This window comes from Stutzerimonas tianxiuensis (assembly GCF_053470365.1).
This window is the reverse complement of record NZ_JBPVWS010000010.1, coordinates 159,900-172,005: the sequence shown is the minus strand read 5'-3', so window position 1 is coordinate 172,005 and position 12,106 is coordinate 159,900. Positions and strand designations below refer to the sequence as shown.

Below are 12,106 nucleotides of genomic sequence, written 5' to 3'. Positions count from 1 at the left end.
TCGACGATTAGTCGATCTCATCCAGCATGATTTTGCCGGTCTTGCCTTCCATCTGGAACTCGTACTTCTTACCGTCGGCTTTAAGGCCGGTGCCTTCCCAGCTCTTGTCGTCGACCTCAAGGCTATGCAGCTCGGTATAACCGGCGGCCTTGGCCTTTTCCATGGCCTGCTCGAAGGTGATCCAATCAGCGCCCGGCGAGTCAGCCAGTGCGATGGTGCTGGTAGAACCCAATACGGCAATGGCAAGCGCGGCGGTCAGTTTCTTGTGATACATGGTCAATCCTCTCTGCTGAATGAGCGTTGGGCGTATGACAGCCCTGTTACATACGAGCAACATCAGTCATCGAGGGTTCATCGCAATTCGTCTGGATTGCGCCTTTCAGGGCTTCTCGATGGACACCAGAGCTGCTTCGTCACCCTCACTCTGAAAGCTGATGCGCACCTGATCACCGGGTGAAAGCCCCTCCAGCTGCTCGCGCAGAGCCTGGAAGTCCATGGTCGCTGCTGGCCACTTCAACGCGGGAATCGGACCGTGCACGATGGTCACCACACCCCGCTCACGATCCAGGGCTTCGATGGTGCCAGTGGCGTGAATCACCGGCTCGGAAACCATCTCGGTGGCGGGTCCGCCGTTGATCTCCGGCGAACCCGTGGGCCCCTCAGGCTTGAGCAGATCCTGGGCCAGCGCAGGCGGGGCGAGCAATATCAGGCTGAGCGTGACGCAATGGAATATCTTCATGGCAGACCTCCCGCAACAGGACGTACCTCGTATTGGACAATGCCGCGGCGAGGATTACTGCCCACCTGCGCCCCCGTCACACGACGCCTCGTTCAGTTTCGCGTAAGCCGCGCCTCGTAACCTGTGAATCGTCGAAACCCACACAGGAAAACGAAACCATGAAAACACTCACTACTCTGACCACTGCAGCCACCCTCGCCCTTGGTGCCAACCTGGCCATGGCCCGCGACCTGGGACCGGACGAAGCATTGAAACTGCGCGATGCGGGCACCATTCAATCCTTTGAGAAACTGAACGAAGCCGCCCTTGCCAAGCACCCTGGCGCCACCATCGATGATACCGAACTGGAAGAAGAGTACGGTCGCCACATCTATCAGGTTGAATTGCGTGACGACAAAGGTGTGGAATGGGATGTAGAGCTCGACGCCAAGACCGGCGAAGTCCTCAAGGACCATCAGGACGACTAATGCGACCCGCCATTCTTTTCACCCTTCCGCTGGCCCTGCTGCTCGCTGCCACCCCGGCGGCGAGCCGCGACCTCGATCAGGATGAAGCCCTGCGGCTGCGTCACGAGGGTTTGATCCTGCCCTTGGAAAGTTTGTTGCGCCAGGCAATGGAGCGTCATCCCGGCGCTCGGTTGCTGGAAGCCGAACTGGAAGAAGAGGATGGCATCTTCGTTTACGAAATCGAATTACTGACTGCAGACGGCGTTGCCCGCGAGCTGGAACTGGACGCGCGTGACGGGCGGCTGCTCAAGGATGAAGAAGACTGATGCGTCTGTTATTGGTCGAAGACAATGTGCCGCTGGCCGACGAGTTGATCGCAACCCTCACACGCCAGGGCTACGCCACCGACTGGCTGGCCGATGGTCGCGATGCCGATTACCAGGGCAGCAGCGAACCCTATGACCTGATCGTTCTGGACCTTGGCCTGCCCGGTAAGCCGGGGCTGGAAGTGCTACGCGCCTGGCGGGGGCGTGGCCTGGGGACGCCGGTGCTGATTCTGACGGCGCGTGACTCATGGGCCGAGCGCATCGAAGGACTCAAAGCCGGGGCCGACGATTACCTGACCAAACCTTTCCATCCCGAAGAACTGCTGCTGCGAATTCAGGCGCTGCTGCGGCGCGCACATGGCGTGGCCAACCAGCCCCTGCTGCAAGCAGGCGGAGTCGCGCTGGACGAAGCCCGCCAGCGCTGCCACAAGGACGGCCGTGACATCGAACTGACCGCCGGCGAGTTTCGCCTGCTGCGGTATTTCATGTTGCACCCCGGTCAGCTGGTGTCGAAAACCCAGCTGGCCGAGCATCTTTACGACGGTGAAACCGAGCGCGACTCCAATGTGATCGAGGTGCATGTCAATCGGCTGCGCGGCAAGCTCGGTCGCGAGCTGATCGAAACCCGCCGCGGCCAGGGTTACCGCTTCGGCGGCGCGGCTTGAAGTCGATTCAGCGCAGCCTCAGTGTCGGACTGATCTCGGTGCTGCTGCTGGTCGGACTGTTGCTGGTCCAGAGCAGCCTCTGGCTGTTCGAATCCGGCCTGCGGCGCAACCTGGCCACCGATCTAAGGGAAGAAACCGAAGGCCTGTTGATGGCCGTGGTTCAGGGGCCGGAGGGGTTTGTGCTCGATTCGAGCCGGCTCAACCCTCGCTATCAGCGAGCATTTTCCGGACACTATTTCCGCATCGACTTGCCGGCCCGCAGCTGGCGATCCCGCTCACTGTGGGACGCCGAACCGACCTGGCCGGCTGGCAATGGCATGGCCGAGGATCTGTTGGACGGCCCACAGGATCAGCGGCTGTTGGCTTATCGAGCGACCTATCGGCGCGACGGGCAAACCATCACCATCAACGTGGCCCAGGATTACACGCCCATTCTCAAGAGCTTCGCCCAGGTCAGGCTCAGCGGTCTAGGATTGGTCGGCCTGGCGCTGCTGGTGTTGCTGTTGCTGCAACGCTATGCGGTCAAGCTCGCCATGCGCCCGCTGGAACGCGCGCGCCAGCAGATTGCGCAGCTGCAGCTGGGGCAGCGTCAGCAATTGGACGTCCAGGCGCCGGTCGAGCTGCAACCGCTCGTGGAACAGATCAATCACCTGCTGGTACACACCGACGACACTCTTAAACGCTCGCGCCATGCGCTGGGCAATCTCGGTCACGCGCTGAAAACGCCACTGGCGGTGCTGGGCAGCCTGGTCAGACACGAGGAGCTGGCAGCGCATCCAGAACTGCAGCGCAACCTTGAGCAACAGCTGGAGCAGATTCAGCAACGGGTCAGCCGAGAACTGGGGCGCGCCCGCCTGGCCGGTGAGGTCCTGCCTGGCAGCTACTTCGATTGCGCCAAAGAGCTTGCACCGCTGTTCGAAACACTGAGGATGATCCATCGCCGAGACCTCGAGCTGCGCTGGCATATCCACGAAAACTGCCGCCTACCGTGGGACCGCGAGGACATGCTCGAACTGCTCGGCAACCTGCTGGACAACGCCTGCAAGTTCGCCCGATCCGAGGTGCGGCTGCAGATCGAGCAGCTGGATGACGGCTATCTCATTACGGTCGATGACGACGGGCCGGGCATCCCTGAAGCGCGTCGCGACGCAGTGCTGGAACGCGGAACTCGCCTCGATGAACACGCAGAAGGGCACGGTCTCGGGCTTGGCATCGTGCGCGATATCCTGGCCGCCTGGCGGGGTGAACTGTCACTTGAGCAGAGCGAGCTTGGAGGGCTGTGCGTACGCATCCGGCTTGGGGTGAACAGCCAAAGATCGTAGCGGTAACGCGAGGTGAGTTACTGGACGCGCGCCAGTTCGTTGCGCATGTCTTCCAGGATGGTCTCGACCAGCAGACCGTTCTGGACATGCCGGCCTGCCATCACCCGAGTGGCCTCGGTGCCGTTGAGCGGATACCCGACACGGACCACCAGGTAACCGTCTTCTTGCGGTTCTACGCGGGTCTTGTAATCAGCCGGAAAGTTTTCGGCGAGGTGACGGGACAGGGTTTTCATGGGGGCCTCGTGCGCTAGGTCTGAAACAAAGACCCTGCTTTACACTCGGGATTCCAACCACTCATCGGATGACCGTTCACCGACTACAAAATTGTAAACACCCTTCACTTCCGCTCGTTGGCACCGTAGGCCAGCCAAGCCAGAACGCCCATCCCTGCAAAGGCAGTGAGCGAAAAAATCAGCGCATTCAGTAACAGGCTCATGGGCGTTCCTCTATCTGCTCGCTTGAAGTACGCCCTGAATATATGTAGCGTCGCACGACACGTCGAGTCACCCGATAGTCGCACGTAAACTTTTTCAACAGATGGGGCGCGCATGAAACGCAAGCAATCGATCAGTCAGGTTCGCTGGGATCTGGCACTGCGTTACCGGCTGATCGAGACGATTGCCTGGTGGGAAGGCCGCCTGACCACGGGCCATCTGATGCAGAGCTTTGGCATCAGCCGGCAGCAGGCCTCCAAGGACATCAACACCTACCTGAACGAGCATGCGCCGAAAAACCTTACATATGACCGTCATCTGAAGGGTTACAAGCCGAGCCCGCAGTTCGAGCCGCTGTTCATTGACGGCAGTGCCAGTGCCTATCTGCACCTGCTCGACCAGAACCGCGACCGCGCCCCGCACATTGAAGGCCTGGCCCTGGCCTATGCCCACACTGAAGTGCTGCACATGCCCGACCGCAGCATCCGACCCGAGGTGCTGCGCCCGATTCTCAAGGCCTGTCGTGAAGGGCTGCGGCTGGAAACCGAGTACGTCTCCCTCGCCCATCCGGACGTCGAGATCAGGGTGATGGCGCCGCACACGCTGGTGTTTACTGGCACCCGCTGGCATGTGCGTGCCTATTGCGAGAAGAACCGGGGCTTCCGCGATTTCGTCCTCAGCCGTTTTCGCGGCGAGCCGGATCTGATGGATCCAAGCGAGAACAGCGCCGAGCAGGATGAGGCGTGGAACACGCAGGTGGATGTAGTCATCGAGCCGGATGTGCGACTGAGCGCTGAGCAGAAGGCGATCATCGAAACTGACTACGGGATGCAGGACGGTGAGCTGCGCATCGCCACGCGTGGGGCGCTGGTGCAGTACGTGTTGCAGCGGTATCAGATCGATCCGAATACGGTGTTGGCCAATGCGGCGGCGCAGCAGATTCAGGTGAGGAATCTGCAGGGGTTGAAGGCGTGGTTGTATTGATGGGGTTGGCGACTCGTACCGCTTTTCGTAGGAGCGAGCTTGCTCGCGATCAGCAGCAGGCGCAGAACTGCGCGTACGACGTAGCGCCCTTCTCAGCCCGACCGGCAGGTTGCGCCTTGCACGGCGCCTCGCTGGCTTTCGCTCCGTGCTCACACTCGATTGGCCCGGCTGGCCGAAGCATTGGTTTCGCCCTGCTGGGCGAGTCACTTTTTCCAAACGCCCTGATGGCCGGCCCCTCAAAAGTAACCAAAAACGCTTGCCCCTGCACCGAACTAGGCGTCCCCGGTTCGCTTCGCTCGACTTCCCTCATTCCATCGCTACTCCGAGGGTCGCCGCGCAAGGGCCATCCATGCCGACGGCGGCCCCGGCCCTTCACGGCTCTCGCGGCATCCATGCCGCTCGCCCCTCTGCGCAGCGATTCCATTCGGCCTCCTGAAAGGGGCGTTCGGCGGCGTCTGGTAGGTCGTGCGATGGAAAAGCAGAAAGGTGTATCAACTCAGGGCTGCGTAACCAACGGCTTTGAAAGCTCCGTAGGGTGGAAAACTGCGAAGCATTTTCCACCGCAATCGACGCAGCGTTTGGTATCGAACTTTGCCGACGAAAAACGGTGGGTAAGCTTCGCGTTACCCACCGTACGATTTGAGAGAGCCGCCGGGCGGCGTCTGGCAACTTCCTCGTCAGCAAACAAGCAAAGCTCTTTTGTTTCACTGTTTACGATCTTTCAGGCGGCTCGGACCCGATTCCCCTTCAGAAGGCCGAGCGCAGGTGCTGCGCAGGGGGACGCGAGGCATGGATGCCGAGCGAGGAGTGATGGGACATGGATGTCCCTTCGCGACGACCCCCGGAGCGGCACCGGAGCGAGGGGAGTTTTGCAAAGCAAAACCCGGATGCAGGGGCGGCCTTCTTTTTGGTTACTTTTTCTTGGCCACACAAGAAAAAGTGACTCGCCCAGCAGGGCGAAACCCATGCTTCAGCAAACCTCGACAACAGACCCGAGTATCCCAGGCCAAAGACCTTCGCGAGCAAACTCGCTCCTACAAAAACCTACCCAGAAGCATCGCGAGACCTTTGCGTCTGGAGGGCTGATTCCAATCGCGCTTAACCGCCAATCCACCGTAAGAAGGCCGTGCGTATGCGCCTGATCCACACCTCTGACTGGCACCTCGGCCAGACCCTTCATGGCCAGGACCGCGACTACGAACACGCGCAGTTTCTTGCATGGCTGCTCGACCAGCTGATCGCACAGCAGCCCGATGCCCTGCTCATCGCCGGCGACATCTTCGACACGGTAAACCCGCCCTTGAAAGCACAGGAGCGGCTCTACGACTTCATCGTGCGTTCCCATGAAAAGCTGCCGCAGCTGGACATCGTGATGATCGCCGGCAATCACGACTCTGGCGGCCGTATCGAGCTGCCCGGGCCGCTGATGCGACGCCTCAATGCCCACGCCATTGGCCGTATCAGCTGGATCGCCGAAAACCAGCTCGACCATGACCGGCTGCTGGTCCCGCTGCACGACGCGAAGGGCCAGGTGGCTGGATGGTGCCTCGCCCTGCCCTTCCTGCGCCCGGCCGAAGTTACCGGGGGCGATGCAGGGGATGACTACATGCTCGGCATCCGCCACGTGCACCAACACCTGATCGCCGCCGCCGAGGCGCAGCGCCAGCCAGGCCAGACGTTGATCGCCATGAGCCACGCGCACATGGCTGGAGGGGCAGTCTCGGAGGATTCTGAACGCAACATTGTCATCGGCAATGCCGAAGCCCTGCCGGCAAGCCTATTTCCAGAGCCCATCGCCTACGTTGCCCTTGGCCACCTGCACAAACCGCAGAAAGTCGCTGGGCAGGAGCGCATCCGCTACAGCGGCTCACCGCTGCCGCTGTCCTTCGGCGAGATCAATTACCCACATCAGGTCCTGCTGGTGGAGTTCGATGGCGATCAGCTCGCCGGCGTCGAGCCGTTGCCCGTGCCTCGCGCGGTGGAGATGATCCGCATCGGCCGCGCCCCGCTGGCTGAGGTGCTCAGTCAGCTTGAAGCGTTGCCGCCGTTGGGCCTGTTCGCCGAGAACCTGCCCTGGCTGGAAGTACGGGTGCAGCTCGACGAGCCGTTGCCGGACCTGCGCCAGCGCATCGAAACCGCCCTGGCCGGCAAGGCCTGCCGGCTGGTCCGCATCGCCAGCGAATACCGAGGAACACGGGGCGAGGCTGAATCCGAAGTGCTGCTCGGCCTTGACCAGATCACCCCGCAAGAGCTCTTCGCCCGCGCTTGGGAGGAACAGTTCGGCAATCCGCCCGACGATCAGGCGCTGGAGGACTTTGCCAGCCTGCTCCAAGGCGTCGAGTTTGCTGGTGAAGGAGACACGCGATGAAGATCCTCGCCATCCGCCTGAAGAACCTCGCCTCGCTGGCCGGTGAACAGGTCATCGATTTCACCGCCGAGCCGCTTGCCAGCGCCGGTCTGTTCGCCATTACCGGGCCCACCGGAGCTGGCAAGAGCACTATCCTCGATGCCCTGTGCCTGGCGCTATTCGGCAGCACGCCGCGGCTCGACGGCGCTTCCCTATTGAGCAAGGTCCCGGACGGCAAGGACGAGATCGGCAGCGGCGATGAACGCAACCTGCTGCGCCGCGGTTGCGCCAACGGCTATGCCGAGGTGGATTTCATTGGCGTCGACGGCCACCGCTACCGTGCCCGCTGGGAGGTCAAGCGCGCACGGGAAAAGATCGACGGCAAGTTGCAAGCCAGCAGCCAGAGCCTGCTCGACCTGGACCGCGACCAGTTGCTGGCCAGCGGCAAGAAACGGGAATTCAAAGAGCTGCTCGAAGCCAAACTCGGGCTCACCCTGGCGCAATTCACCCGTGCCGTGCTGCTGGCGCAGAGCGAGTTTTCCGCCTTCCTCAAGGCCGATGACAACGACCGCGGCACGCTGCTGGAAAAACTCACCGACACCGGCCTCTACAGTCGTCTGGGCCAAGCCGCGTTCGAAGCAGCCAAACGCGCCCGCGAAGCACTTGCCGCCTTGCAGCAGCAGGCCGGTGGTGTGCAGCCGATGGACGCCGAAACGCGTGAGGCGCTCGAAGTACAGGCTCAGGAGCAGCAAGCCGAGCTTCGAAACCTGCAGCAAGGTCTCGAAGCGCTCAAACAGCAGCGCCAGTGGTTGCAGGATATGGCGCGCTTGCGAAAAGAGCGTGACGCTGCCAAGCGGCAACTCGCCGAGGCTGAGGAAGAACAGGAAAATTTGGCAGACGCCCGGCGCATCCTCGGACTGTTCGAGCAGCTGGCGCCGCAACGCCATCGATTTATCCGTGAGCGCGAACTGGCTCCATTGGTAGCCAAGGTCGAGGAGACGCTTGCCCGTCACGCCCGGGAGCACGCCGCCGTACAACAGCGCTTCGAAACGCTGGAACAGGCCTGCCGGGCTTCTACCGAGGCGCTGAAAGCCGCCGAGCATGGGTTGAAAGAAGCTGAACCGCGACTGGCTGCAGCGCGCCGTGAAGAGGAGCGTCTCAGCCATCTTCGCACCGATCTGCGCGACGCCCAGAAACAGGCCGAACAGGCTGAAACAGCGAGCAGAACGGGTGAACTCACGCTCGCCCAGCTACGCCAACATCAGGAACAAGCCGCCCAGCAACTCGCCACCCTGACCGACCAACTCGCCACCAGTGCCGAACTGCAACCGTTATGCGCAGCTTGGAGCGGCTACCGACCGCGCCTGCAACAGGCCGTACAGATCGCCGCTCGACTACAGCAAGGCCGTCAAGAACTGCCCGCACTGGAAGCCGCTGCCAACACCGCCGAAGCGGCGCAGACCAAGGCAAAAGCTGCTCTGGACGCGCTGCAGAAGCAGATCGGTGGTGAAACCAGCCTTGGCGAGCAACTGGCGCAACTGTCGACGAACCTTGGAGCGCTTCGGGAAGCCGAGCGTGGGTTCGAAAGCCTGCACGGCCTCTGGTCCCGCCAGCAGCAGTTAACCAGCCAGCAACGCACGCTACAGAGCGAACAGAGCAGTCAGCAAGACGAGCTGAACAGGCTCACCGACGCGGGCAAACTCGCCCGTGTCGAGCGTGACGATGCTGAAAAAGCATTGAAGGTGGTGCAGGCGTTACTGGATCGACAGCGTCTGGCCCGTAGCGCAAACGTCGAGGCCTTACGTGCCGCACTGATAACGGGCGAGCCGTGCAGCGTTTGCGGCAGCACCGAGCACCCCTGGCACGACGGCGAGGCACTGATTGCCGCGCTCGATAAACAGGACGAGCGTGAAGTCGAGCAAGCGCAACTGCAACTCAAGGCCCAGGACGAAAAGCTGCAAGCCCTGCGTGACCAGCACATTGCGCTCACCACCGGCATCAAGCAGAACGGACAACGGCAAGCGGAACTCACCGGCGACCTGGCCAAGCTCACCGCTCAACTGACAGAGCTGCCCGTCTACGTAGAACTGCAAAACCAGGCGGAAGGAGAACAGCAAACCTGGCTCGACAGCCGCATAGCTTCGCTTAGGTCCGACATCGCAGTGGCAAATAACCGGCAGCGCGAGCTGCTGGAGTTGCAACAGCAAACCGAGACTCTGCAGAGTGCCTGGCAGAGTGCACGTGACACCTGTGTGCAGGCCACACAGATGCTCGCCGCACAGCGCGACGCCATCGTCCGTGATGACGCACGGCTTGAGGAGGAGCTGGCCGAGTTTGCTGAGGTTTTGCCGACAGCCATGCTCGAACGCTGGCGGGAAAAACCGGCCGAGACCTTTGTGCAGCTGGACGGCAAGGTTGAAGCCCGGCGCCAGCAGGTCGATCAGCAATCGGAATTGGCCGAGGAACAGCAGCATCGCCAGACCGCACTGGAGCGCGAGCAGCTGCAACAACAGCATCGACTGGAGCAGCACAAAACTTGCACCGACCGGCTCACGGAACTGCAAAACCGCGAGCAAACCTGTCGGCTCGCGCTAAACGACAGTCTTGGCGAGCAACCCAGCGCCCAGGCCTGGCAACAGCACCTCGACAGCGCAATCCAGACTGCTCGCCAGCGACAAGCCGAGGTCGACCAGCAGTTGAACGAGGCGCGAGTCGAACTGACCCGCCTAGCTGGGGAGCAGCACAACTGCAGCCAGCGCCGCGACGAAATGCTGGCCGAACGCGGCGTGCTAAGTGAGGAGCTCGCTGCCTGGCGCGCGTCGCACCTAGACTTGGACGATGCGACCCTGGAGCAATTACTGCAGCTGGACGACACCTTGCTCGCCCAGGCGCGGGAGCGCGTGCGCGCCAACACCGAACAGCTTGCCCGTGGCCGCGAGCGACTGGACGGCTGCGAGCAGCGGTTGAAGACGCATCAAGCCGAGCAGCCGAACCCACCGGACGCCGACGCCCTGGAAATACAGTTCAGCGCTCAGCAAGGCAGCTGCGAGAGCGCCGAGCAGCGCAGCACCGAGACCCGCGCCGCGCTGCTCGATGATGATCGCCGACGCAACCAAAGCCAGGCCTTGCTTCAGCAAATCGCGGATGCCACAGCTGAAAGCCAACGCTGGGGCCGCATCGCCGCGCTGATCGGCTCCAGCGATGGCGGCGCCTTCCGCAAGATCGCTCAGGCCTACAACCTCGACTTACTGGTGCAGCACGCCAATGTGCAGCTGCGCCAGCTGGCTCGCCGTTATCGGCTCAAGCGCGGCGGCAGCCCACTGGGGTTGCTGGTAATGGATACGGAGATGGGCGACGAGCTGCGCTCGGTGCATTCACTGTCGGGCGGCGAGACCTTTCTCGTCTCTCTGGCCCTGGCGCTGGGCCTGGCCTCGATGGCGTCGAGCAAGCTGAAGATCGAATCGCTGTTCATCGACGAAGGCTTCGGCAGCCTCGATCCGGAGTCGCTGCAGATCGCCATGGACGCGCTGGATTCGTTGCAGGCACAGGGCCGGAAGGTCGCAGTGATTTCCCATGTGGCCGAAATGCATGAGCGCATCCCGGTGCAGATCCAGGTGCAACGGCAGGGCAACGGCCAGAGCGGATTGAAGATCGTCGGCGGAGCGGGCGTCTAGGACTAGGCAAATCGGGTGGCAAAGGTGCAATGCGCCTTGCTTGCAGTTAGCCAGCAGCGCTTGTGAACGCCCTTAGCACGCGCTGGCCGAAGCACATGTCGATCCTGGTACAGCATCGCCGCCGCCGTGAGCAGGTTGAAAGCGAACCCGGCAGACGCCGCTTGTGGCTGCGCGCCGAGGTTCGCACGAGAAGGGATGAAACGGGCTCACCGCTTGTGGCCGTGCGCCTGCTGTGACGACAGGTCGTCACAGACGCAGGCAGCTTACGAACCCAAGCTTTCAACAAGCTGTCGACAGTTCTGAACGTCACGGAATCCGGACACCATGCCAGGCACCAGCCGCACCACCGAGCAGTTGCAGGCCATGCACGAGCAAGGTTTCGTGTTGTTGCGTGGCATCGTGACGCCGCAACAGGTCGAAGCGGTACGCGCGGCCATTGATCGCCTCGAGCCAGTCCACTGGGACTATCAGGGGCTGGTCGATGACCATTACAAATGCGTGTTCAACCGCGACCCGTTCTGGCTGCCCTTGCTGGATCTTCCTAGGGTGATCGAACTGGCGGAAGCCTGTCTCGGCGAGGATTGCCATGTCATCGGACAGACTGCCTGGCGCAGCCATCCGGGTTTTGTCGGCGGTGAATTGCATGCCGATTACCTCGCCATGGAGCTGCCCGAGCACGTGGTGCAAGCCCCTGACTTCGACCTGCCGATGCAAGTCTGCACGGCACACCTCTATCTCGACCGGATCGATGCCGACCTCTGCCCCACCCTGGTGATACCCGGCAGCCACCGGGCCGGTCGCAAGCCTCGCCCGGGCGAAACGCACTGGAAAGGTCGCGAAGCACAGCCGGTGCTCTGCGAAGCGGGTGACGTGCTGCTGTTTCGCAGCGACCTCTGGCACACTGGCAGCCGCAATCGCACGACTGACCGCAGCCGCTATCTGCTGCAGATGCATTACGGGAGGCGGATGGTGGCGCAGAAGTTCTCGCCCTATCTGCAGTGGCGATTCAACCCGGATGTGCTCGCTGCGGCCACACCGAGGCAGCGCCGCCTGCTCGGTGAGCATGAGCCGTCGGAGTACGATTGAGCCGGTTCGCGGCGTCTGCCCCAGGGTCGACCGCAGCCAGCGCCTCCGACTGGCACAGCCTCTGCATCGAACTGAGCGCTCAG

11 protein-coding genes are annotated in these 12,106 nt (G+C 62.2%); 8 read left to right on the top strand and 3 right to left on the bottom strand.

Features of this window, described 5'->3' with window-relative positions:
- Positions 1-7 precede the first annotated feature (7 nt).
- Both ACSSNI_RS14505 and ACSSNI_RS14500 read right to left on the bottom strand, forming a co-directional pair.
- Positions 8-274: a PepSY domain-containing protein gene (locus tag ACSSNI_RS14505; protein ID WP_200638356.1), complete on the bottom strand. Its 267-nt coding sequence runs from the start codon at positions 272-274 to the stop codon at positions 8-10.
- 105 nt (positions 275-379) lie between these two features.
- Entirely contained in the window at positions 380-739 is a 360-nt protein-coding gene (locus tag ACSSNI_RS14500; RefSeq protein WP_046163865.1) for a copper-binding protein, read from the bottom strand.
- Between the two features lie 158 nt (positions 740-897).
- Here ACSSNI_RS14500 and ACSSNI_RS14495 point away from each other — a divergent pair, with 158 nt between their 5' ends.
- From ACSSNI_RS14495 to ACSSNI_RS14480, 4 genes are read left to right on the top strand one after another with little or no spacing between them, the layout of a single operon-like run.
- Positions 898-1,206: a PepSY domain-containing protein gene (locus ACSSNI_RS14495; RefSeq protein ID WP_200638354.1), complete on the top strand. Its 309-nt coding sequence runs from the start codon at positions 898-900 to the stop codon at positions 1,204-1,206.
- A complete protein-coding gene (locus ACSSNI_RS14490) occupies positions 1,206-1,511 on the top strand; it encodes a PepSY domain-containing protein (protein ID WP_102837871.1) in 306 nt (101 codons plus the stop codon). The genes ACSSNI_RS14495 and ACSSNI_RS14490 overlap by 1 nt, the downstream gene beginning before the upstream one ends.
- Positions 1,511-2,176, top strand: a complete 666-nt coding sequence (locus ACSSNI_RS14485) for a response regulator transcription factor (protein ID WP_148926841.1) — start codon at positions 1,511-1,513, stop codon at positions 2,174-2,176. Before ACSSNI_RS14490 ends, ACSSNI_RS14485 begins: the two co-directional genes overlap by 1 nt.
- Complete coding sequence (locus ACSSNI_RS14480) at positions 2,173-3,498, top strand: ATP-binding protein (protein WP_448259532.1); 1,326 nt, start codon at positions 2,173-2,175, stop codon at positions 3,496-3,498. Before ACSSNI_RS14485 ends, ACSSNI_RS14480 begins: the two co-directional genes overlap by 4 nt.
- Before the next feature lie 17 nt (positions 3,499-3,515).
- On the opposite strand, the gene ACSSNI_RS14475 is transcribed toward ACSSNI_RS14480, so the two are convergent.
- Positions 3,516-3,731 carry a hypothetical protein gene (locus ACSSNI_RS14475; protein ID WP_102837874.1) on the bottom strand — a complete coding sequence of 72 codons (216 nt, stop codon included), beginning with the start codon at positions 3,729-3,731 and terminating at the stop codon, positions 3,516-3,518.
- Between the two features lie 315 nt (positions 3,732-4,046).
- Between ACSSNI_RS14475 and ACSSNI_RS14470 the strand changes: the two genes are divergently transcribed.
- The 4 genes from ACSSNI_RS14470 (at position 4,047) to ACSSNI_RS14455 (ending at position 12,023) form a co-directional block, all read left to right on the top strand.
- On the top strand, positions 4,047-4,916 hold the full coding sequence (locus tag ACSSNI_RS14470; protein ID WP_159969000.1) for a helix-turn-helix transcriptional regulator: 870 nt from the start codon (positions 4,047-4,049) through the stop codon (positions 4,914-4,916).
- A 1,132-nt stretch (positions 4,917-6,048) separates the two neighbouring features.
- The gene (locus ACSSNI_RS14465) at positions 6,049-7,284 is read left to right on the top strand and encodes an exonuclease SbcCD subunit D C-terminal domain-containing protein (protein ID WP_200638350.1); all 1,236 of its coding nucleotides are present in this window, start codon (positions 6,049-6,051) and stop codon (positions 7,282-7,284) included.
- Entirely contained in the window at positions 7,281-10,937 is a 3,657-nt protein-coding gene (locus tag ACSSNI_RS14460) for an AAA family ATPase (protein WP_200638348.1), read from the top strand. The genes ACSSNI_RS14465 and ACSSNI_RS14460 overlap by 4 nt, the downstream gene beginning before the upstream one ends.
- A 324-nt stretch (positions 10,938-11,261) precedes the next feature.
- Positions 11,262-12,023 (top strand): phytanoyl-CoA dioxygenase family protein, encoded by a 762-nt coding sequence (locus tag ACSSNI_RS14455; protein WP_200638346.1) that lies wholly within the window; start codon positions 11,262-11,264, stop codon positions 12,021-12,023.
- Positions 12,024-12,106 lie beyond the last annotated feature (83 nt).